Source organism: Pseudomonas sp. CFBP13508 (assembly GCF_005233515.1).
GTDB lineage: Bacteria > Pseudomonadota > Gammaproteobacteria > Pseudomonadales > Pseudomonadaceae > Aquipseudomonas > Aquipseudomonas mercuritolerans.
The window spans coordinates 901,482-921,382 of the sequence record NZ_QFZZ01000001.1; the positions used below are offsets into that span (position 1 = coordinate 901,482).

Annotated in this window: 21 protein-coding genes; 12 read left to right on the top strand and 9 right to left on the bottom strand. The window is 58.4% G+C overall.

Features of this window, described 5'->3' with window-relative positions:
• Positions 1–332: 332 nt before the first annotated feature.
• Entirely contained in the window at positions 333–1,868 is a 1,536-nt protein-coding gene (locus PspCFBP13508_RS03980) for an EAL domain-containing protein (RefSeq protein ID WP_137213810.1), read from the top strand.
• A gap of 227 nt (positions 1,869–2,095) precedes the next feature.
• A complete protein-coding gene (locus tag PspCFBP13508_RS03985; protein WP_016774912.1) occupies positions 2,096–2,461 on the top strand; it encodes a histone-like nucleoid-structuring protein, MvaT/MvaU family in 366 nt (121 codons plus the stop codon).
• Between the two features lie 216 nt (positions 2,462–2,677).
• Here PspCFBP13508_RS03985 and PspCFBP13508_RS03990 read toward each other — a convergent pair whose 3' ends face one another.
• On the bottom strand, positions 2,678–3,196 hold the full coding sequence (locus PspCFBP13508_RS03990) for a DUF4946 domain-containing protein (RefSeq protein ID WP_137213725.1): 519 nt from the start codon (positions 3,194–3,196) through the stop codon (positions 2,678–2,680).
• Between the two features lie 138 nt (positions 3,197–3,334).
• On the opposite strand from PspCFBP13508_RS03990, the gene gloA reads away from it, so the two are divergent.
• Positions 3,335–3,856, top strand: coding sequence for a lactoylglutathione lyase (gene gloA, locus PspCFBP13508_RS03995; protein WP_071172594.1), 522 nt, complete (start codon positions 3,335–3,337; stop codon positions 3,854–3,856).
• Between the two features lie 252 nt (positions 3,857–4,108).
• On the opposite strand, the gene ahpF is transcribed toward gloA, so the two are convergent.
• From ahpF to PspCFBP13508_RS04010, 3 genes are all read right to left on the bottom strand, one after another.
• The gene (gene ahpF / locus PspCFBP13508_RS04000) at positions 4,109–5,671 is read right to left on the bottom strand and encodes an alkyl hydroperoxide reductase subunit F (RefSeq protein WP_137213726.1); all 1,563 of its coding nucleotides are present in this window, start codon (positions 5,669–5,671) and stop codon (positions 4,109–4,111) included.
• Positions 5,672–5,795: 124 nt separating this feature from the next.
• On the bottom strand, positions 5,796–6,359 hold the full coding sequence (gene ahpC / locus PspCFBP13508_RS04005) for an alkyl hydroperoxide reductase subunit C (RefSeq protein WP_126363038.1): 564 nt from the start codon (positions 6,357–6,359) through the stop codon (positions 5,796–5,798).
• 137 nt (positions 6,360–6,496) lie between these two features.
• Entirely contained in the window at positions 6,497–7,435 is a 939-nt protein-coding gene (locus tag PspCFBP13508_RS04010; RefSeq protein WP_130909745.1) for a site-specific integrase, read from the bottom strand.
• A 177-nt stretch (positions 7,436–7,612) separates the two neighbouring features.
• On the opposite strand from PspCFBP13508_RS04010, the gene PspCFBP13508_RS04015 reads away from it, so the two are divergent.
• On the top strand, positions 7,613–8,629 hold the full coding sequence (locus PspCFBP13508_RS04015; protein ID WP_137213727.1) for a DNA-binding protein: 1,017 nt from the start codon (positions 7,613–7,615) through the stop codon (positions 8,627–8,629).
• Here the strand turns inward: PspCFBP13508_RS04015 and gorA are convergent.
• Complete coding sequence (gene gorA / locus PspCFBP13508_RS04020) at positions 8,626–9,984, bottom strand: glutathione-disulfide reductase (RefSeq protein ID WP_137213728.1); 1,359 nt, start codon at positions 9,982–9,984, stop codon at positions 8,626–8,628. The two genes, PspCFBP13508_RS04015 and gorA, sit on opposite strands and share 4 nt — an antisense overlap.
• A 129-nt stretch (positions 9,985–10,113) precedes the next feature.
• A complete protein-coding gene (gene galU / locus PspCFBP13508_RS04025; protein ID WP_024013124.1) occupies positions 10,114–10,953 on the bottom strand; it encodes a UTP--glucose-1-phosphate uridylyltransferase GalU in 840 nt (279 codons plus the stop codon).
• Between the two features lie 258 nt (positions 10,954–11,211).
• On the opposite strand from galU, the gene PspCFBP13508_RS04030 reads away from it, so the two are divergent.
• Positions 11,212–11,397: a hypothetical protein gene (locus PspCFBP13508_RS04030; protein WP_016774922.1), complete on the top strand. Its 186-nt coding sequence runs from the start codon at positions 11,212–11,214 to the stop codon at positions 11,395–11,397.
• 140 nt (positions 11,398–11,537) lie between these two features.
• The gene (locus PspCFBP13508_RS04035; protein ID WP_137213729.1) at positions 11,538–11,825 is read left to right on the top strand and encodes a hypothetical protein; all 288 of its coding nucleotides are present in this window, start codon (positions 11,538–11,540) and stop codon (positions 11,823–11,825) included.
• 2 nt (positions 11,826–11,827) lie between these two features.
• Here PspCFBP13508_RS04035 and PspCFBP13508_RS04040 read toward each other — a convergent pair whose 3' ends face one another.
• Together PspCFBP13508_RS04040 and PspCFBP13508_RS04045 are read right to left on the bottom strand one after the other, a co-directional pair.
• A complete protein-coding gene (locus PspCFBP13508_RS04040) occupies positions 11,828–12,058 on the bottom strand; it encodes a hypothetical protein (RefSeq protein ID WP_039762740.1) in 231 nt (76 codons plus the stop codon).
• A gap of 72 nt (positions 12,059–12,130) precedes the next feature.
• A complete protein-coding gene (locus PspCFBP13508_RS04045; protein ID WP_130909750.1) occupies positions 12,131–12,487 on the bottom strand; it encodes a hypothetical protein in 357 nt (118 codons plus the stop codon).
• A gap of 211 nt (positions 12,488–12,698) precedes the next feature.
• Here PspCFBP13508_RS04045 and PspCFBP13508_RS04050 point away from each other — a divergent pair, with 211 nt between their 5' ends.
• From PspCFBP13508_RS04050 to ada, 4 genes are all read left to right on the top strand, one after another.
• Positions 12,699–13,001 carry a DUF1883 domain-containing protein gene (locus PspCFBP13508_RS04050; protein ID WP_007912251.1) on the top strand — a complete coding sequence of 101 codons (303 nt, stop codon included), beginning with the start codon at positions 12,699–12,701 and terminating at the stop codon, positions 12,999–13,001.
• A gap of 34 nt (positions 13,002–13,035) precedes the next feature.
• A complete protein-coding gene (locus PspCFBP13508_RS27390) occupies positions 13,036–13,200 on the top strand; it encodes a hypothetical protein (RefSeq protein ID WP_178084465.1) in 165 nt (54 codons plus the stop codon).
• Between the two features lie 7 nt (positions 13,201–13,207).
• Positions 13,208–13,879 (top strand): DNA oxidative demethylase AlkB, encoded by a 672-nt coding sequence (alkB, locus tag PspCFBP13508_RS04055; RefSeq protein ID WP_137213730.1) that lies wholly within the window; start codon positions 13,208–13,210, stop codon positions 13,877–13,879.
• An 80-nt stretch (positions 13,880–13,959) separates the two neighbouring features.
• A complete protein-coding gene (gene ada / locus PspCFBP13508_RS04060) occupies positions 13,960–15,021 on the top strand; it encodes a bifunctional DNA-binding transcriptional regulator/O6-methylguanine-DNA methyltransferase Ada (RefSeq protein WP_130909752.1) in 1,062 nt (353 codons plus the stop codon).
• Here the strand turns inward: ada and PspCFBP13508_RS04065 are convergent.
• Positions 15,011–15,994 (bottom strand): MDR family oxidoreductase, encoded by a 984-nt coding sequence (locus PspCFBP13508_RS04065; protein ID WP_137213731.1) that lies wholly within the window; start codon positions 15,992–15,994, stop codon positions 15,011–15,013. The genes ada and PspCFBP13508_RS04065 overlap by 11 nt on opposite strands.
• Positions 15,995–16,179: 185 nt before the next feature.
• On the opposite strand from PspCFBP13508_RS04065, the gene PspCFBP13508_RS04070 reads away from it, so the two are divergent.
• Positions 16,180–18,621 (top strand): autotransporter, encoded by a 2,442-nt coding sequence (locus PspCFBP13508_RS04070; protein ID WP_137213732.1) that lies wholly within the window; start codon positions 16,180–16,182, stop codon positions 18,619–18,621.
• A 104-nt stretch (positions 18,622–18,725) separates the two neighbouring features.
• Positions 18,726–19,790: a nitronate monooxygenase family protein gene (locus PspCFBP13508_RS04075; protein WP_137213733.1), complete on the top strand. Its 1,065-nt coding sequence runs from the start codon at positions 18,726–18,728 to the stop codon at positions 19,788–19,790.
• Positions 19,791–19,901: the final 111 nt, after the last annotated feature.

Here is a 19,901-nt window from a genome sequence, read left to right on the forward strand (position 1 = left end):
CTTATCAATTAACCAGGGTTATTTGTCAGGAAAGTGATGTAGTGGGAGGCGCACAGGAGATGCCACGCACGCTGCGAGCGAGGAAGTCTCCGTAGATCAGTTGAAACCCGAATATCTTCATTGTCGACCCAAGGCTCTTGCGGGCGAGGCTTCTGCTGCCAGAAGACGATTATTATTGTATGCGTAAACCGATTCTACACAGCGTAACCGACCCTGTCTGCCCTCTCTATAAAATCCTGTTTTTTGGATACGGCACAAGAGCCATCTGCCATCTATTCTCCCTCTGGCTCGATTGTTTACCGGGCCCGACTTCGAAGCCACAGGATGTGTCCATGCCGCTGACCCGCCGCCCCCGCCGCAAGCGCAGCACCCGCAAGGTTGTGACTTTGCTCAGCAGCCTGCTGCCAATCGTGCTGGGCAGTGTGATTCTCTATATGCAGGCAGAACGCACGTTGCAACAAAGCGCCGGAGAAACTGCCGAGCAAGCGTTGCGACAGTTCGACTTGATGCTCGATAACACCGCAGAAGCTGCCCGGATTCTGTTGCCGCTTGCCGGGAAAAATTGCGAAGAAGTGAAACTCGCCCTGCGCGAACAGGTGACCCGTCGCCCCTTCGTGCGCTCAACCAATCTGGTCTGGGACAACAATCTCTACTGTAGTTCGCTGTTCGGCCAGTTCAACGAAGCCGTCGATGCCGGAAACTACCACGACGGCAAACTGTGGCTGATGAATGGCAATCCGGTGACGCCCGACACGGCATTATTGATCTACCGTCTCAGCGACGGTCGTGGTGGCGCACTGACCACACTGGATGGCTATCACTTGAGTAACATCCTGCGCCTGATCGGCCGCCAGACATTACTGATGTTGCAAGTAGGCGATAACTGGCTGTCCGCCGACGGCAAAGTGCATCACGGATCACTGCCTGCCCTGCCGGTCGCGCACAGCCTGCTGGAATCCGAACGCTACGGTTTCAAGGTCTCCGCGGGGTTCCCCGAGGGCGAAATCCGACGTTACATGGCGGCTGAATATCCTCCGCTGTTCAGCCTGTTGATTTTCTTCGGTGCAGTCTCCGGTGCAATCGGCCACTTCGTCCAGAAGCGATCGACCTCGCCCAGCCATGAAATGCTGCGTGCGCTGGAAGCCGGGGAGTTCATCCCTTATTTCCAGCCCGTGGTTCACGGTGACAGCAAGCAATGGTCGGGTGCCGAAGTGCTGATGCGCTGGAATCATCCGAAAGAGGGCCTGGTACGGCCGGATCTGTTTATTCCATTTGCCGAGCACTCGGGCTTGATCGTGCCGATGACCCGCGCCCTGATGCAACAGACTGCGGTGCTGCTGGGGCCGCAATCCACAAGCTTCGCCAAACCTTTCCATATCGGCATCAATATCACCGCCAGCCATTGCCAGGATCTGGAGCTGGTCGAGGATTGTCGTGACCTCTTGGCTGCATTTGCGCCTGGCAGCATCGAACTGGTGTTGGAATTGACGGAGCGCCAGCTGGTCGAGCCGAATGACATCACCCTGCAGCTCTTCGAGCAGCTGCATGCACTGGGTGTGAAAATCGCAATCGACGACTTCGGTACCGGACATTCAAGCCTTGGTTATCTGCGCACCTTCAATGTCGACTTTCTAAAGATCGATCAGAGCTTCGTGGCCATGATCGGCATAGACGCGTTATCGAGGCATATCCTCGACTCCATTATCGAGCTGTCGGCCAAACTGGACTTGCGCATTGTTGCCGAAGGTGTCGAAACTCAGGTCCAGGCTGATTACCTGACCGAGCATAACGTTAATTTTTTGCAGGGCTATTTGTACGGTAGACCAATGCCTGGCGCTGAGTTCCTCGACGCATTAACTCATCATTAAGTCGCCGACATGGCCCGCCGAACAGCCGCACCAAATTGATACAAAAAGTCATTGTTGTTACATGACGACAACATCAGGATTTACTCTTGTCGCATTAACTACTACAATTTTTTCAACCTGAGCCAGACTGGCAGGTGAGCCAATTATCACCGAGTCGCTTCCAGGCTCTTGGCTTATAGCTTTGTTTGCGGTTGGTATCAGCCAAACACACTATTGGAGTAAAGATATTGTCCAGACTCGCCGAATTTCGCGCAGCTGAAAAGGCCCTTCAGGAACAGCTCAAACAGCTGGAATCGCTGAAGAACGATGCCGGGCTCAAGAAAGAAATCGAATTCGAAGAAAAGCTCCAGGGACTGATGAAAACCTATGGCAAAGGCCTGAAAGACATCATCGCCATCCTTGATCCAAACCCGGCAAAGTCCGGTCTCCAGCAGTCCGCAGCGCCCAAGACTCGCCGCGCTCGGGTGGTCAAGGTTTATCAGAACCCGCACACTGGCGAGCTGATCGAAACCAAGGGTGGCAACCATCGCGGTCTGAAAGCCTGGAAAGAGCAGTACGGTGCAGCCACCGTGGATTCATGGTTGCGCGGTTGATCTGACGCCAACAAAAAGCCCTGCTCGATGCAGGGCTTTTTTATTGACAATATCTAACAAATGAAATGATTTTCATCGAACAAGTTGGAAATTTGTGTAACGTTACTGAATCATCAGGCTAAACATTTTGCTGCGCAATGTTGCTAGGACACGCTGGATCAAACTTTGTGCTTAATCCTTTCCGGCATTCAAATCATTGCAAGTTAGTACGGACGTTTATAATTTCAGGCTGTTGCGCGCCGCCTCTATGTCGTCGGCGCTCGCCTTATAAACCTCGGCCTGACCGGCATATGAAAGTACGTAAGCCTTGTCTGTTTCCACAGCTGCCACCAACGTTTGTGATAATACGTGTCGACCGTTCTCGGTGACCGTGCACGTCGTCTCCAGCCCGGACAATGAGCCGAGCGCAGCCGGATGAATTCTGTTGCAAACGCTCTGATAACCACTGCGGAAGAAATCCTTCTGGATCGATTTGCGCATTTCCAGCAGCACGCCTTGCAAATTGACCTGATGCCCCGCCTCCACTTGCGTCATGGTCAACTCCATCACCATCACCTGATTGCCATCAGCATCGAGCTTCACCGCCCGCTGCCGCGAGACTGGTGGCGCGGTGTCCGGCAATGGTTCAACCTCCCAGCCCGTCGGCCAAGTGATACTTGGTTCGGCCATTACGGGTAAAACCACAGCCGACGACAAAGCAAAAAAAACAAACACGGATTTCAACAGTCGGATCATTGCCGGACGCACTCGTAGATAGAAGGCAAAGTCTGAGCCCCGCCCTCGCGCAGGGCAAGCCCGCCTTGCATTTGGCGATGCCGGCCGGCATGCGTATCATTGCGCCCATTCACTCGCCCATTTGTTATTGGAGGGCCCATGAGCCTCAACGAACTGAACACTTTTCCCGGCGTGACAGCTACGCCAGACAGCGCAACCCGCAACTTCGTGTTCAACCACACCATGCTGCGCGTGAAGGACATCACCAAGTCGCTGGATTTCTACACCCGTGTACTGGGTTTCTCGCTGGTCGAGAAGCGTGATTTCCCGGAAGCCGAGTTCAGCCTGTACTTCCTCGCGCTGGTCGATAAATCACAGATCCCGACCGACGCCGCCGCGCGTACCGAATGGATGAAATCGATCCCGGGCATTCTCGAACTGACCCACAACCACGGCACCGAAAACGATGCCGACTTCGCCTATCACAATGGCAACACCGACCCGCGCGGTTTCGGCCACATCTGCATCTCAGTGCCGGATATCGTTGCAGCATGTGCACGCTTTGAAGAGCTGGGTTGCGATTTCCAGAAGCGTCTGACCGATGGCCGGATGAAGAGCCTGGCGTTCATCAAGGATCCGGATGGCTACTGGGTCGAAATCATTCAGCCTGCGCCGCTGTAAAAGCTGAAAGCCCCTCACCCTAGCCCTCTCCCAGAGGGAGAGGGGACTGATTGGGGGATGTTGGAGAATTACGCCGACTTGAAAGATTGGCGGTGAATCCATAATCGACCGGCCCTCTCAGGTCTATGGATGACTTCAGACACCTCGGTCGGCTCCCTCTCCCTCGGGAGAGGGCTGGGGTGAGGGGTGGCTTTCCACGCGCAATAAAAAACCCATGATCGCTCATGGGTTTTTTCGTTTTCGACCTGGAAGTTACGCCGGGGCCGAAGTCCGGATCAAGTGATCGAACGCGCTCAGAGAAGCCTTGGCGCCCTCGCCCACTGCGATCACGATCTGCTTGTAAGGCACAGTCGTCACGTCGCCCGCTGCAAAGATCCCCTGAATCGAAGTCTCGCCACGATTATCGACGATGATCTCACCACGCGGCGACAGCTCGATGGTGCCCTTCAGCCAATCGGTGTTGGGCAGCAGACCGATCTGCACGAAGATGCCTTCCAGCTCAACCGTGCGCAGCTCATCTGTGGTGCGATCCTTGTAACGCAGACCGTTGACCTTCTCGCCATTGCCGGTGACTTCAGTGGTTTGCGCACTGGTGATCACGGTGACGTTCGGCAGACTGTGCAGTTTGCGTTGCAGAACGGCATCGGCACGCAGTTGCACGTCGAATTCAAGCAGCGTTACGTGCGACACGATACCGGCCAGGTCGATGGCCGCTTCAACGCCGGAGTTACCACCGCCGATCACCGCTACGCGCTTGCCTTTGAACAGCGGGCCGTCGCAGTGCGGGCAGTAAGCCACGCCCTTGTTGCGGTATTCCTGCTCGCCGGGGACGTTCATTTCGCGCCAGCGTGCGCCGGTCGCCAGGATTACGCTCTTGGCTTTCAGGGTTGCGCCACTGGCGAAGTGGACTTCGTGCAACTCGCCATTCTTGCCCGGGATCAACTTGTCGGCACGTTGCAGGTTCATGATGTCGACGTCGTACTGCTTGACGTGTTCTTCCAGAGCCGCGGCCAGTTTCGGCCCTTCGGTTTCCTGGACGGAAATGAAGTTCTCGATGGCCATGGTGTCCAGCACCTGACCGCCGAAGCGCTCAGCAGCGACACCGGTGCGGATGCCTTTACGTGCGGCATAGATGGCCGCCGAAGCACCGGCCGGGCCACCGCCGACGACCAGCACGTCAAAGGCTTCCTTGGCGCTGATTTTCTCGGCCTGACGCTCAATCGCGCCGGTGTCGAGTTTGGCGAGGATTTCCTCCAGGCCCATACGGCCCTGGCCGAAGTTTTCGCCGTTGAGGTAGATGCTCGGCACAGCCATGATCTTGCGATCGTCGACTTCGTCCTGGAACAGCGCGCCGTCGATGGCGACGTGGCGGATGTTCGGGTTGAGCACGGCCATCAGGTTCAGCGCCTGAACGACGTCCGGGCAGTTCTGGCAAGACAGCGAGAAGTAGGTCTCGAAGCTGAACTCGCCTTTTAGCGAACGAATCTGCTCGATGACTTCAACGCTGGCCTTCGACGGGTGGCCACCGACTTGCAGCAGCGCCAGCACCAGGGAGGTGAATTCGTGGCCCATCGGTATACCGGCAAAGCGCAGGCTGATGTCGGCTCCGGGGCGATTGATCGAGAACGATGGTTTGCGGGCATCGTCACCGCTGTCGATCAGGGTAATTTGGCTCGAAAGACTGGCAACGTCTTTCAGCAGTTCCAGCATTTCACGGGATTTCGCACCGTCGTCGAGGGATGCGACGATCTCGATCGGTTGGGTGACCCGTTCCAGGTACGATTTCAACTGGGCTTTAAGATTGGCGTCCAACATACGGGCGATTGCCTTTATTTGAGGCGAAAAAAAGCCCGAGCGAATCTCGCCCGGGCATTTTTATTGGGCGGTGCAGCTAACTTAAGAAGGTGCGGCGTGCCGCCCTGCGTTGCATGTCACAGACTTAGATCTTGCCGACCAGGTCCAGCGACGGAGCCAGAGTGGCCTCGCCTTCTTTCCACTTGGCCGGGCAAACTTCGCCTGGGTGTGCAGCGACGTACTGAGCAGCCTTGATCTTGCGCAGCAGCTCGGAAGCGTCACGGCCAACGCCGCCATCGTTCAGTTCAACGATTTTGATCTGGCCTTCAGGGTTGATCACGAAGGTGCCACGGTCAGCCAGACCAGCTTCTTCGATCAGCACGTCGAAGTTGCGCGAGATGACGTGGGTCGGGTCGCCGATCATGGTGTACTGGATTTTGCCGATGGCTGGCGAAGTGTTGTGCCAGGCAGCGTGAGCAAAGTGGGTGTCGGTCGAAACGCTGTAGATTTCCACGCCCAGCTTCTTGAACTCAGCGTAGTTGTCGGCCAGGTCTTCCAGCTCGGTTGGGCATACGAAGGTGAAGTCGGCTGGGTAGAAGAACACCACGGACCACTTGCCTTTCAAGTCAGCATCCGAGACTTGAACGAAGTCGCCGTTTTTGAACGCGGTAGCTTTGAACGGTTTTACTTGGCTGTTGATGATAGGCATCGATGACTCTCCGTCAGGGGTTATGAAGTTGATGGGTGAATCCTACCCACTCACTCGACGGAAGGCTCATTGGCAAACCTGATACTGCTGATTTGTTTTCGCTATTAGCTGACTGTATTAATAGAAGAAAACGATCTCTACGCTTGATCCGGCTTATCCATAATCCGAGCCATTCCCTGGAATGGGCTGACCTCAACATAGCGCATGGCGGATTTCATGTCCTTCCAGCCGACGTAACTCATCAGTGATTTCAGATCCCAGCCGCTTTGATGCGCCCAGGTTGCAAAGCCGCGTCGCAACGAGTGGCTGGTATAACCGGCGGCGGCAATCCCGGCACGTTGCAGAGCCTGTCTCAACAGCGGGATGATGCTGTTGGCGTGCAAACCCTCCTCGCTCAGATTGCCCCACCGATCAATGCTTCGGAAAACTGCGCCGCGTACCAGCGCGGCCTCGGTGATCCAGTCGATATAAGCCTGCACCGGACACAGCTTGAGCAGCGCTGGGGCCTGATAGGTCTGTCCGAGGTTTTCCCGGTCGCCCTTGCTGCGCGGCAGATACAAGGTGATTCCCTTGCCAGCACTGGCCTGCACATGCTCGATTTGCAAGCGGCACAACTCGTCGCTGCGAAAGCCCCGCCAGAAGCCCAACAGAATCAGCGCGCGATCCCGATAGGCCTTGAGCAAGGTCGGGCGGTCCTGTTCCTGGCGGGCGGATTGCGCCTCCTGTTCCAGCCAATCGATCACACGTTGCAAATCCTGCAGTTGCAATGGTTCGGCCTGTTTTTCCTGCGCCGGGTGCAAGGCGCGAATGCCCTTGAACACCTTACGCACCACTGGCGCCTTGGTCGGGTCGGCAAAACCCTGACTGTTGTGCCACTGCGCCAGCGCCGACAGGCGCAATTTCAGCGTGTTGATCGATAGAACCCCGGCGTGCTCCACCAGATAGCGCGCAACGCTATCTGCGGTGGCCGGGAGAAATCCGCCCCACGTCACCTCGAAATGCTCGATGGCCATGCGATAGCTGCGGCGGGTGTTGTCGCGGGTGGCGGCTTGCAGATATCGATCAATGTCACTCATGGGCGGTTTTCTCGCTGGTGTACGGGTTCAGGCATGCAAAAGCGCATTTTGCCGCCTGACATTGGGTAATACCAGTATATCCCGCCTGTTTTACATCAACGATTTACCTATATTTTCAGCATGGTACACTGCGTACTTTAGTGGCATGTACCACAGTACGTAAACGTAGGAGTTCACATGGCCCGTGGCGGCATTACCAAAGCACTGGTGCAAATCGCACGCACAGCAATCCTGGCCCGCGGCGAACACCCAAGCATCGATGCAGTACGCATCGAAATGGGCAACACCGGCTCGAAAACCACGATCCATCGTTATCTGAAAGAGCTGGATGACGGCGCCCAGCCAATAGAAGCGTCAGCAGAACCGATCGATGATGAGCTGACCGCCCTCGTCTCTCGCCTCGCCCAGCGCCTGAAAGAACAGGCGCAGGAGCCCATCGAGCAAGCCCGCGAACAGTTCGAGGAGCAACGCGAAGCACTGGAAACCGAGCTGAAACAGGTACGCCAGGCATTGGAAAAACTTGAACACGACCACGACATTCAGGGCGCCGCCCTGCAACGCGAATCCGAAGCGCTGAGCAACACCCGCTCGATGCTGCAAACCGAACAGACGCGCAACGCCGGCCTGAACCAGGCCTTGGCCGACTTCGAATTGCGTCTGCAGGACAAGGACGAGCAGATCCGCTCGCTGGAAGAAAAACACCTGCACGCCCGCGATGCGCTGGAGCATTACCGCAACGCCAGCAAGGAACAGCGCGAGCAGGAACAGGCCCGCCACGAAGGGCAGATCCAGCAGATTCAGGCCGAACTGCGTCAAGCCCAGCAGAGCGCGTTGGTGCGTCAGGATGAGATCACGCAGTTGCACCGCGACAACGAACGCCTGCTTACCGAAAACCGTGGCACCCAGCGCGAGCTGAACCTGGTGCAGGATCAACTCAAGCAGAGCAATCAGCGTCAGGATCAGTTGCTCGAGCAGGCGACGCGCATGGACAGCGAGCGCACCCTCCTCCAGGAACGTCTGCGCGTGGCGACACTGGAAAGCCAGGCGCTCAAACAGAGCGTCGACGAGCAGACGCAGCTCAATCAGTCACTGGAAAAGGAATTGCTCAAGGCTCAGGCGAGCCTTGAGGACAGCCAGCGTCTGGCGGCTACCGTTGCGGCAGCGCCAGAATCGACCAAAGCGAAGGATGCTTAAGCGCTGACCGGTGTGCGCATGGTGACGAACTCTTCGGCGGCCGTCGGGTGCACCCCGATGGTGTCGTCGAAGTCGCGCTTGGTCGCGCCCGCCTTTAAAGCAATCGCCAGTCCTTGCACGATCTCGCCAGCATCCGGGCCGACCATGTGGCAGCCAAGCACCTTGTCGGTCTTGGCGTCGACTACCAGCTTCATCAGGGTTTTCTCCTGACAGTCCGTCAGGGTCAGCTTCATCGGGCGGAAGCGGCTTTCGAAGATCACCACTTCGTGGCCACAATCGCGCGCTTCTTCTTCGCTCAAACCGACCGTGCCGATGTTCGGCAGGCTGAACACGGCGGTCGGGATCATCTTGTAGTCCACCGGGCGGTATTGCTCCGGCTTGAACAGACGCCGCGCCACGGCCATGCCTTCGGCGAGCGCAACCGGTGTCAGCTGCACGCGACCAATGACGTCGCCCAGCGCCAGAATCGACGGCTCGGTGGTTTGATACTCGTCGTCGACTTTGATAAAGCCCTTGTCGTCGAGCTGAACATCGGTGTTTTCCAGGCCCAGATTGTCCAGCATCGGACGGCGACCGGTGGCGTAGAACACGCAGTCGGCTTCGAGCACTCGACCATCCTTGAGCGTGGCCTTCAAGCTGCCATCAGCCTGCTTGTCGATGCGCGCAATGTCGGCGTTGAATTGCAGATCGAGGCCACGCTTGGTCAATTCTTCCTGCAGATGCTTGCGCACCGAACCGTCGAAACCGCGCAGGAACAGATCGCCGCGATACAGCAGCGTGGTGTTGGCACCGAGGCCATGGAAAATTCCGGCGAACTCGACCGCTATATAACCGCCGCCAACTACCAGCACACGCTTGGGCAGTTCTTTGAGAAAGAACGCTTCGTTCGAACCGATCGCATGCTCGTGCCCCGGGATTTCGGGGATCTGCGGCCAGCCGCCAGTGGCGATCAGGATGTTCTTCGCGGTGAAGCGCTCGCCGTTGACCTCGACCTCGTGCGGCCCGACGATTTTCGCGTGCGCCTCGTGAAGGGTCACGCCGCTGTTGACCAGCAGATTGCGATAAATGCCGTTGAGGCGATTGATCTCGCGATCCTTGTTGGCGATCAACGTGGCCCAGTCGAAGTTGGCCTCGCCCAGGTTCCAGCCGAAACCGGACGCTTGCTCGAAGTCCTCGGCAAAGTGCGCGCCGTACACAAGGAGTTTTTTCGGCACGCAGCCGACATTGACGCAGGTGCCGCCCAGATAACGGCTTTCGGCCACCGCCACTTTCGCCCCGAAGCCGGCGGCAAACCGCGCAGCCCGCACACCGCCGGAACCGGCACCAATCACATAAAGGTCAAAATCGTAGGCCATTTCTATCTCCTCGGCAGGCCATCAGCATACCCGCAGCCATTCATTGGGCAAGCACTGCCATCCATATAAGGGCGGAAAATGAAAAAGCCACCCGAAGGTGGCTTTCTCTTGCAGACGGGGCAAACGCTATCAGTAAGCTTTGCCAGTCTTGTAGAAGTTTTCGAAGCAGAAGTTGGTCGCGTCGATGTAGCCTTCAGCGCCACCGCAGTCGAAACGCTTGCCCTTGAACTTGTAGGCCATCACGCAGCCGTTCTGGGCTTGCTTCATCAGGGCGTCGGTGATCTGGATTTCGCCGCCCTTGCCTGGCTCGGTCTGCTCGATCAGGTCGAAGATGTCCGGGGTCAGGATGTAACGACCGATGATGGCCAGGTTCGACGGCGCGTCTTCCGGCTTTGGCTTCTCGACCATGCTGTGCACACGGTAAATGTCATCGCGGATCATTTCGCCAGCGATTACGCCGTACTTGTTGGTTTCCTGCGGATCGACTTCCTGGATAGCGACGATCGAGCAGCGGAACTGCTTGTACAGCTTGACCATCTGGGTCAGCACGCCGTCGCCGTCGATGTTGACGCACAGGTCGTCCGCCAGAACCACGGCGAACGGTTCGTCACCGATCAGCGGGCGGCCAGTCAGGATCGCGTGGCCCAGACCTTTCATTTCGGTCTGACGGGTGTAGGAGAACGAGCACTCGTCCAACAGCTTGCGGATACCGACCAGGTACTTTTCCTTGTCGGTGCCCTTGATCTGGTTTTCCAGCTCGTAACTGATGTCGAAGTGGTCTTCCAGAGCACGCTTGCCACGACCGGTGACGATGGAAATCTCAGTCAGGCCCGCGTCCAGTGCTTCTTCAACGCCGTACTGGATCAGTGGCTTGTTTACCACCGGCAGCATTTCTTTAGGCATGGCTTTGGTCGCTGGGAGGAAGCGAGTGCCGTAACCGGCTGCTGGAAACAAGCATTTCTTGATCATATAAGTCCTTGAAAAGGCTGTGTGTACGAGTTTCGGGGCAGTCTAATCAGGCGGCGTGCGCCTTACAATGCCCCGCGCTGGCTAACCGATGCCAACATAGAGAAATATTCGCGCGGATAGTTCCATCCCGGTGTTGCAGCGGCGAATTCAGCGTAGCTCAAGATCCGGGGAAACTGGATCACCATACGCTTATCGGTCCCCGAAGCGAGCATTTGCCGGTATCATGGCGCCTTTGAACCTGCGAACGAGTAAGACCAGATGGCTGCGGTAAAAATCATCAACGGGTATGTGATCGACAAGAAAGACGGCAAGTGGACGCTGACCACCACCAACGGCGAACACATCGCCGGGCCTTTCGACAGCGAGCAGATGGCGACGGATGTGGCCTCGGTGTTCACCGATACGCCTGCTTCTTCCAAGCGCCGTGGCAAGGATCAGGACTGACCTTGTCGCCACACGCTTCAAGCCCTGCCAGGACGCAGGGCTTTTTTGTGCCTTGTTGGCAAACAAGTGGCCAATCGCTATAACCTTTTCATCGCGGCGCTGTCAGAGCATCCAGTCCCCCACTTGAAGACCACGCAACCATGAACCTGAACAAACTGCATCTGATTTTCGCGGTGTTGGTACTGAGCGGCTGTGCCACCTCGCAGCCGACCTTTCTGAACAATGGCGAACAAGGCCTGAGCATCGACTGTTCAGGTGAGGCCAACTCCTGGGCGATGTGCTACGAGAAGGCAGATGCCTCCTGCGCCGGCACCGGTTATCGGATTGTCGGCACTGACGGCACACCGGCACCTGCGGAAGACGACAAAACCCTGGGCGTCGACGTCGGCAATTACAAAACCCGCAACGTCGTGGTTGTCTGCAAGTAAGCCTACATGTGGATTTCGGCGAACTTGATTCCGAGGCCACGGACGACCTCGATCAGATCGTCGAGCCGACTGAAGGACTCGACTTCATCATTGTCATCCACCAAAAAGTAGCTGCGCCCTGCACTCTTCTTGAAAAACACGATCCATTCACCGGGATTTGCCGGGTTCTGGATGACATGGGTGGCAGAGATAAGGCCCTCTGCATGGCGCTCCCGCACGTGCTCTCGCTTCATCGCGACTCCATAAATGACAATGCCGCCACAGCAGGACTGTGACGGCATCGGGTGCTGATGTCCGGTAGTCTATCAGCCGGAAATACAGGCGTTCGCGGCTTTCTGTACATCGTGAGGGCGAACCGGCACGTTTGACATGCGCTCATGCAGCTTGATGCTGCTGCCACCGGCGCGATCCTCGATATCAAACACTGCTGCTGGACCTGACGAAAGTTTGCCGGGGACGATCACTCGTACACCGTCCTTCTGCGGCTGAACCTGCAACGCGCCGCGACTGTCGGCGAGTTTTTCAGTCAGGCACTGCGCGTATTCCTGAGGCTTTTTGCCAGAGATAACGCTCATGGTCGGCAGGGTTTCATTGATTTCGGAAACATTTGCGCAACCGGCCATTGCCAGAATCAACGGCACACACACCACACCCCACTTCATATAAATCCTCCGTTAAAGACCGTCCGACAGCACAAATGCCGCTTTTCTCCGGGGCCTTGTGCATTTAACCCGCCGGCCATGGCGAAGTTCTGTTCAAAATTTGTCAAAGCAACGCCCGACGGCCAGATAATAACCCGTGCGGGCTGATAAACTGCGCCCATCGACAAGCTATCGTTTTGATTTAGTAGAAAAAGCCCTTCTGGAGGCGCCCATGAAATTCATTCACCAGCGCGAGCACCTCAACGAAGACGACATCGTCGTCATTCAATGCTCGCAGATGTGCAACATCCGTTTGATGAACGACGCCAACTTCCGCAGCTTCAAAAACGGCGGTCGTCACACCTACCACGGCGGCGCGTTCGACACCTTCCCAGCACGCATAACGGCGCCGAGCACCGGCTTCTGGAACATTACCATCGACACCGTCAACCGCCGTGCAATCAGCGTGACGCGCAAGCCGACCCTGACCCATTCGATCAAGATCATCCGTCGCTCCAGCACTAAACTGAGCTGATACGCGCAGCCTATTCTGAAAGGAAACCACTACCGTGGCGCAAAAAATCAAATACGTGATCAAGTACAAACTGGACGGTGAACAGCGTTTCGAATTCGCTGAACTGGAAACCGGCACTGACGAGGAAGCGAAAGCGGCGCTGAAGAAAATGCACGCTGACGAAGAACTCAGTGACATCAAGGTCAGCAAAGCGCTGTAACCGAATCATGCAACCAACCACGTTTGACCTGTTCGCCGACAACGAGCCCGTTCAGCAACTCCGCGCCGAGCAGATCGGCGAGCAATCGTGGGTGCTGCGCGGATTCGCCTTGTCTCGGGTCGAGCAACTGCTAACGGCGCTCGAAACCGTTCTCGCCGCCGCCCCGCTACGCCACATGGTCACGCCCGGCGGTTTCAGCATGTCGGTCGGCACCAGCAGTTGCGGACAGCTGGGCTGGATCACCGATCGCAGCGGTTACCGCTATTCCAGCGTCGACCCACTCAGCGGCTTGCCGTGGCCGTCGATGCCGGCGGTATTTGCCGAACTGGCGCACCAAGCGGCTGAGCGTGCCGGCTTTCCGGATTTTCAGGCCGACTCCTGCCTGATCAACCAATACGTCCCCGGCGCCAAGATGTCGTTGCATCAGGACAAGGACGAAAAGGGTTATGCCGCGCCCATCGTTTCGTTGTCGCTGGGTTTGCCGGCAATGTTTCTGTTTGGCGGTTTCGAACGCAGCGACAAGAGCCAGCGCATCCCGCTGTTGCACGGCGACATGGTGGTCTGGGGTGGTGTGGATCGCCTGCGCTATCACGGCGTGCTGCCAATCAAACCCGGCCATCACCCGCTCTTGGGCGAACGGCGCATCAACATCACCTTCCGCGTTGCTGGCGATCAGTAAAAGTTTGACCGCAAGGCGCGGAGTGTCGCGGGTTACGATGCTGGTTAACCTGACTCAAACAGGTCAACGGATTCCCTCTCATGGACACGCTTTCGAACACCATCAGTATTGAAGACGATCCCCGCTGGGCCGCCGTGGTTGCTCGCGACCCAAGTGCCGACGGACAATTTGTCTACGCGGTGAAAACCACCGGCGTCTATTGCCGACCGAGCAGCCTTGCGCGTCTGCCGAAACCGCAGAACGTCATATTTTTCGAAACCGCCGAACTGGCCGAAGCTGCCGGATATCGGCCGAGCAAACGGGCCAGCAAGGACCAGAATGACGCGCAACATGCGGCGATCATCGCAGCAGCCTGCCGGCAGATCGAAGCGTCCGAGACATTGCCCGCGCTCGACAGCCTTGCCGCCAGCGCCGGCCTTAGCCCTTTCCATTTTCATCGAGTATTCAAAGCCGCGACTGGCCTGACGCCCAAGGCTTACGCCACGGCGCATCGTTCACGCAAACTGCGTGCGCGTCTGGCGGATGGCGGCTCGGTGACCGACGCGCTGTATGACGCTGGCTTCAACTCCAACAGCCGTTTTTACGAATCAGCCGATCAACTGCTGGGCATGAAGCCCACCGACTACCGCGCCGCCGGGCAAAACAACGACATCCGCTTTGCCGTTGGCCAATGCTCGCTGGGGGCGATTCTGGTGGCGCAAAGCGAACGGGGGATCTGCGCAATTCTGCTCGGCGACGATCCGCATCAACTGGTCTGCGATCTGCAGGATCAGTTTCGCAAGGCCAATCTGATCGGCGCCGACCGCGAATTTGAACAGTTGATCGCCAGCGTCGTCGGTTTTGTCGAAGCGCCCGCGACAGGCCTGAACTTGCCGCTGGATATACGCGGCACCGCGTTTCAGGAGCGCGTCTGGCAGGCGCTGCGCGAGATACCCGCAGGCAGCACCGCCAGTTACGCCGAGATCGCGCAACGCATCGGCGCGCCGACTTCGATGCGTGCGGTGGCCCAGGCTTGCGGGGCCAACCGCCTGGCGGTGGCGATTCCCTGCCACCGCGTGGTGCGCAGCGATGGCAACCTTTCCGGCTACCGCTGGGGCGTCGAACGCAAACGCCAGTTGCTTGAGCGCGAACTCAACGATTGACGTCGACCACCACCCTGCCCCGCAGTTTCCCGGCGAGCAGTTTGGGCGCAGCCTCAAGCGCTTCGCTCAAACTGATTTCCTGACTGATCAATTGCAATAACGAGAAATCCAGATCCTTGGCCAGCCGGTTCCACGCCTCGATACGGCGCGCCTTGGGCTGGGTCACACTGTTGATCCCCGCCAACGTCACGCCGCGCAGAATAAATGGTGCTACCGAGGCCGGAAAGTCCATGCCTTGCGCCAACCCGCATGCCGCGACCACGCCTTCCGAGCGAGTGCTGGCGCAAGCGTTGGCCAATGTATGGCTGCCGACCGAATCGACCACCGCCGCCCAACGCTCCTTCGCCAACGGCTTGCCCGGTTCGGACAAGGTGGCGCGATCGATTATTTCTGCAGCGCCCAATTGCTCCAGGTATTCATGCTCGGACACCCGGCCCGTGGACGCCACCACGCGGTATCCCAACTTGCTGAGCAAAGCGATGGCAAAGCTACCGACTCCGCCATTGGCGCCAGTGACCAGCACTTCGCCCTGATCAGGGGTCACGCCATGGCGCTCCAGCGCCAGAATGCACAGCATCGCCGTGTAGCCCGCAGTGCCAATGGCCATGGCTTGCGCAGGGGTGAAAGCTTCGGGCAGTGGAATCAGCCAGTCACCGTTGAGCCGGGCCTTTTGCGCCAGTCCGCCCCAGTGGCTTTCCCCGACGCCCCAGCCGTTGAGCAGCACTCGGTCGCCCGCCTTGAAATCGGCATGCGAACTGGACTCGACAGTCCCCGTCAGGTCGATGCCCGGCACCATGGGAAACTTGCGTACTACCGGGCTGCTGCCGGTGATCGCCAGGCCATCCTTGAAATTCAGCGTGCTGTACGCGACGTTCACGCTGACGTTGCCCTCGGGCAGTTGCTGCTCATCGATTTGCTGCAGATTGGCGCGATAACCGCTGTCGTCTTTGTCGATCAGAATGGCGTTGAACATGACGGCCTCTCGAAAATGATTTGTAAAAGCATGCCTTGAAATAGCACATCGCAACACATTGCCACACTCGACTTTGCGCTGACTGCTCGATCAGCCGGGTAAATCCTCGGCGGGCGGCTATGCTTTTTCGACGGTTGTGTTTTCCCGGTTTTGCCTTGCGAACCGGTCTGTCGATGGAGCTGACGATGCCTTTGCTGCGCGCTTTACCCTGGTTGCTGATGTTATGTCTGCTGACACTTGGCAACGCCTGGGCAGCCGCCCCAGCGGCAAAGCCGGACGCGGCGCCAAGCGAGCCGAACTGGCCGCAGGTGATCAACAGCGGCAAGAGCAAACTGACGGTATATCAGCCGCAGCTCGACAGCTGGGACGGCTATACGCTCAATGCCCGCGCGGCGGTCGAAGCCACGGCTGCCGATGGCAAGTCCACCTACGGCATCGTCCAGTTCAGCGCTCACACCCTCGTCGATAAAGCCACCCGCTGGGTCGCGCTCGATCAGTACAACATCATCAAGGCCGATTTCCCCGCCGATGCCAAACAGGCCGACACGTGGCTAGCCGTCCTGGAAAAAGATGCCGAGAGCCGCAAGAAAACCATTTCACTGGATCAGCTGGAAGCAGCGGTTGGCGTGCTCAACGCTGAACAGAAAGCCGACAGCGCGCCCTTGGAAAACACACCGCCGACCATCATCAGCTCCGACAGCCCGGCAATCCTCGTGTACATCGACGGCGAAGCGGCTTACCGGCCGGTGGAAGGCACCGAGCTGCAACGGGTGATCAACACGCGCCCATTGCTGCTCAAGGACGTCCAGGGCAAACACTACCTGCACGTATTCGACGGCTGGATGGTCGCGGATCAAGTGGACGGCAACTACACGCGCCTCGCTGCACCGTCGCCCGAACTGGAAAAAGCCAAACAGGCGGCGATAAAGAGTCGCCAGGTGGATTTGCTCACCGGACAAAGCGATCCGAAGGACAAGATTCCCAGCCTGGCCAAGCCTCCGCAGCCAAAGATTTTCATCGCCACCACGCCAACGGAACTGTTGGTCACTGACGGCGCCGCGCAATGGCAACCGATTCAGGGCACCAGCCTGTTGTACGTGAGCAACACCACCGGGCACATCTTCAAGGAAATCGGCGATCAGAACAGTTATGTACTGATCTCCGGGCGCTGGTTCCGCGCCAGCGACATGAGCGGGCCATGGACCTTTGTCCCGGCAGACAAACTGCCGGCCGACTTTGCCAATATTCCTGACGACAGCGCCAAAGAGAACGTCAAGGCCTCGGTGGCCGGCACGCCACAGGCGCAGGAGGCGGCCATTGCCGCGACCATCCCGCAGACGTCGGCGATCAAGAAAAGCGCGGTGAAGATGACCACACCGCAATTTGACGGCGAGCCGCAGCTCAAAGCGATCAGCAATACGCCGCTGCAATACGTGGTCAACAGCGCCACACCGATCATTCGCGTCGACAACGACAGTTGGTGGGCCGTGGAGAACGGCATCTGGTTCAGCGCCACCTCGGTGAGCGGGCCGTGGAGTGTGGCCTCTTCAGTACCAGCGGTGATTTATTCGATTCCGCCCAGCTCGCCGATGCACTACCTCACATACGTCAAGGTTTACGAGGCCAGTGGCGATACCGTGGTGGTCGGCTACACACCGGGCTATCAAGGCTCGACGTTGGACCCGGCGACTGGCGTTGTGGTGTACGGCACCGGTTATCCGTATACGCCGTGGGTCGGCAGCGTCTGGTACGGGCCGCCGGTGACCTATGGTTTCGGCGTCGCGATTCGTTACACGCCGTGGACTGGCTGGTCCTTTGGCTTTGGATTCGGCTGGAGCTGGGGCGGCAGCACCGTCGCCATGGGCTGGGGTTGGGGCGCCTATCCGTGGTGGGGAAATTACGGCTGGGGCTACGCGTGGGGTCCGCGTCTGTACCCGGCGCCGCTGGCCTGGGGGGGCGCCGCTTACGGTTATCGCGGCGGCGCGGTGGCCTGGGGCCCGGGTGGCTGGGCCGGAACCACCGGCAATCTTTATCATCAGTGGGGTGATCGCGCGACGGTCAGCCGTTATGGCGCCGGTTACAACGCCTGGACCGGCAATCGCTGGGCCGGTCAGGTTGGCGCCTCGTACAACTCGCGTACCGGCATTGCCGCCGCCGGGCAACGTGGCGCGGTGCACAACGCCTACACCGGCAACTACGCTGCCGGGCGCAGCGGCGTGGCAGTCGGCCCGAACGGCGGTGCCATCGCCGGAGAGCGGGTTAGCGCTGGCAACGTCCGCAGCGGCACTCACGTCAGTGCCAATCGCGGCGCCGTTTACAACCCCAATACCGGCAACACCACGCAATACGGCGGTATCCATGGCCGCAACGGCGGCGCCGCGCGGGTCGGCGACAACGTTTATGCCGGGCGCGACGGCAACGTCTACAAGAGAACCGACAACGGCTGGCAGTCCGTGGCCGGCAGCGGTGCCAACCGGACCAGACCCGCGAACAACAATGCGCAGTTGCAAAATCTCAACCGCGAATCCGCCGCACGTAATCTCGGTAACCAGCGCACGCACAACTTCAACCATTCCTCACAAATGATGAACCGTTCGTTTGGCGGTGGCGGATTGCACCGACGCTGAAAAACTGCACGTGATGTTCAGAATTTCAGACTGGCCCCGCAACAGGTTTTGCTGCTAAAAACCGCCTGCCGTCCCTGCCCGTTTCATCGTCGGAGAATTGCTATATGAGCCAGTGGCCAGACACCCGCATCGTTGATCTTCTCGGTATCGAACTGCCGATCATCCAGGGCCCGATGGCCGGTGCGACCAATTCTTCGATGGTAATTGCCGTGTGCAACGCCGGCGGCCTCGGTTCAATGCCGGCAGCAATGCTGAGCATCGAACAACTGCGCGAAGAACTGAAAACGATTCGCCAGCACACCGCCAAATCGTTCAACGTCAATTTCTTCTGCCATCAGCCACCGGCGCCTGATGAACAGCGCGCCCGTGACTGGAAAAATCTGCTCGAACCCTACTACCGCGAACTGGGTGCCGATTTCGACGCGCCGACACCAGTGTCCAACCGCGCACCCTTTGACGAAGCCGCGTGTGCCGTGCTTGAGGAATTCCGCCCCGAGGTGGTGAGTTTTCATTTCGGGCTGCCGGAAAAAAACCTGCTTGATAGGGTCAAGGCCACCGGGGCGAAAATCCTTTCGTCTGCCACCACGGTCGAGGAAGCGATCTGGCTGGAGCAACACGGCTGCGATGCGATCATCGCTATGGGCTATGAGGCCGGTGGCCATCGCGGGATGTTTCTCAGCGAGGACCTGAGCACTCAGGTCGGCACCTTCGCCCTGGTGCCGCAGGTGGTCGACGCGGTGAAAGTGCCGGTGATCGCGGCGGGCGCGATCAGCGATGCCCGGGGTGTTGCCGCAGCTTTCATGCTCGGCGCCTCGGCGGTGCAAGTCGGCACGGCGTACCTGTTCACTCCGGAAGCCAAAGTCAGCGCATCGCACCACAAAGCCTTGCGCACTGCGAAAGAAAGCCAGACCGCCATCACCAATATTTTCACCGGCCGTCCGGCGCGGGGCATTGTCAATCGGGCGATGCGCGAGCTCGGGCCGATGTCGGCGCAGGCGCCGGCCTTCCCGTTGGCCGGCGGTGCGCTGATGCCGCTGCGGGCCAAGGATGACGCCGACTTTGCCAACCTCTGGGCCGGACAAGCGCTGACGTTGGGCAAGGATATCGACAGCGCTGAACTCACCCGGCAACTGGCCGAGGGCGCATTGGCGAAACTCAACCGTCACTGAATTAATGCGGCGAGCGGATTTATTCCCTCGCCACTTGGCGGCGTATCGCTATATATTTCCGTATACAGCGATTACGCCCATGTATCGGCGTTATCCCAACCAGAGCAATTA

Excerpts from the sequence above, each read along its gene's own strand:
- gloA (WP_071172594.1), top strand. The coding sequence starts at position 3,335 with ATGAGCCTCAACGAACTGAACACTTTTCCCGGCGTGACAGCTACGCCA.
- PspCFBP13508_RS03990 (WP_137213725.1), bottom strand. The coding sequence starts at position 3,196 with ATGATCCGACTGTTGAAATCCGTGTTTGTTTTTTTTGCTTTGTCGTCG.
- PspCFBP13508_RS04015 (WP_137213727.1), top strand. The coding sequence starts at position 7,613 with ATGGCCCGTGGCGGCATTACCAAAGCACTGGTGCAAATCGCACGCACA.
- PspCFBP13508_RS04065 (WP_137213731.1), bottom strand. The coding sequence starts at position 15,994 with ATGTTCAACGCCATTCTGATCGACAAAGACGACAGCGGTTATCGCGCC.
- PspCFBP13508_RS04050 (WP_007912251.1), top strand. The coding sequence starts at position 12,699 with ATGAAATTCATTCACCAGCGCGAGCACCTCAACGAAGACGACATCGTC.
- PspCFBP13508_RS03980 (WP_137213810.1), top strand. The coding sequence starts at position 333 with ATGCCGCTGACCCGCCGCCCCCGCCGCAAGCGCAGCACCCGCAAGGTT.
- PspCFBP13508_RS04075 (WP_137213733.1), top strand. The coding sequence starts at position 18,726 with ATGAGCCAGTGGCCAGACACCCGCATCGTTGATCTTCTCGGTATCGAA.
- PspCFBP13508_RS04040 (WP_039762740.1), bottom strand. The coding sequence starts at position 12,058 with ATGAAGCGAGAGCACGTGCGGGAGCGCCATGCAGAGGGCCTTATCTCT.
- ada (WP_130909752.1), top strand. The coding sequence starts at position 13,960 with ATGGACACGCTTTCGAACACCATCAGTATTGAAGACGATCCCCGCTGG.
- galU (WP_024013124.1), bottom strand. The coding sequence starts at position 10,953 with ATGATCAAGAAATGCTTGTTTCCAGCAGCCGGTTACGGCACTCGCTTC.
- PspCFBP13508_RS04045 (WP_130909750.1), bottom strand. The coding sequence starts at position 12,487 with ATGAAGTGGGGTGTGGTGTGTGTGCCGTTGATTCTGGCAATGGCCGGT.
- PspCFBP13508_RS04070 (WP_137213732.1), top strand. The coding sequence starts at position 16,180 with ATGCCTTTGCTGCGCGCTTTACCCTGGTTGCTGATGTTATGTCTGCTG.
- PspCFBP13508_RS04035 (WP_137213729.1), top strand. The coding sequence starts at position 11,538 with ATGAACCTGAACAAACTGCATCTGATTTTCGCGGTGTTGGTACTGAGC.
- ahpF (WP_137213726.1), bottom strand. The coding sequence starts at position 5,671 with ATGTTGGACGCCAATCTTAAAGCCCAGTTGAAATCGTACCTGGAACGG.
- ahpC (WP_126363038.1), bottom strand. The coding sequence starts at position 6,359 with ATGCCTATCATCAACAGCCAAGTAAAACCGTTCAAAGCTACCGCGTTC.
- PspCFBP13508_RS04030 (WP_016774922.1), top strand. The coding sequence starts at position 11,212 with ATGGCTGCGGTAAAAATCATCAACGGGTATGTGATCGACAAGAAAGAC.
- alkB (WP_137213730.1), top strand. The coding sequence starts at position 13,208 with ATGCAACCAACCACGTTTGACCTGTTCGCCGACAACGAGCCCGTTCAG.
- PspCFBP13508_RS04010 (WP_130909745.1), bottom strand. The coding sequence starts at position 7,435 with ATGAGTGACATTGATCGATATCTGCAAGCCGCCACCCGCGACAACACC.
- gorA (WP_137213728.1), bottom strand. The coding sequence starts at position 9,984 with ATGGCCTACGATTTTGACCTTTATGTGATTGGTGCCGGTTCCGGCGGT.